General features: G+C 64.8%; 1 protein-coding gene. It reads right to left on the bottom strand.

Going from position 1 to position 543, the window contains the following annotated elements; all coding sequences use genetic code 11:
• Positions 1-543, bottom strand: a 543-nt coding sequence (locus TN53_RS41900) for an alpha-amylase family glycosyl hydrolase (protein ID WP_046264149.1), incomplete at both ends; no start/stop codon positions are given.

Here is a 543-nt window from a genome sequence, read left to right as displayed (position 1 = left end):
GGGCATGACGGGGAAGTGGAAGGCCATGTGGCATTCGTCGCCGCCGGACTGGTAGTCGCCGAAGTAGTCGACGACGTCCTCGGGCCACTGGTTGGCCTCCGCCAGCAGCACCGTGTCCGGGTACATCAGGTCGATCTCGCGGCGCACCCGCTTGAGGAAGTCATGGCTGGCGGGGAGGTTCTCGCAGTTCGTGCCCTCGGCCGCGTACAGATAGGGGACGGCGTCGAGGCGGAAGCCGTCGATTCCCAGGTCCAGCCAGAAGCGAAGGGCGGCCAGGATCTCCTCCTGGACCGCCGGGTTCTCGTAGTTGAGGTCCGGCTGGTGGGAGAAGAAGCGGTGGAAGAAGTACTGCTTCCGCACCGGGTCGAAGGTCCAGTTGGAGGCCTCGGTGTCGACGAAGATGATCCGGGCGTCGGCGTATTGCTTGTCGTCGTCGGCCCACATGTAGTAGTCGCCGTAGGGGCCGTCGGGGTCCTTGCGGGACTCCTGGAACCACGGGTGCTGGTCGCTGGTGTGGTTCATGACGAAGTCGATGATGACGCG

Origin of the sequence: Streptomyces sp. WM6386 (assembly GCF_000972385.1) — a bacterium.
Classification (GTDB): domain Bacteria; phylum Actinomycetota; class Actinomycetes; order Streptomycetales; family Streptomycetaceae; genus Streptomyces.
Note: the sequence above shows the minus strand (reverse complement) of the source record. Positions and strands in the feature narration are given on the sequence as shown.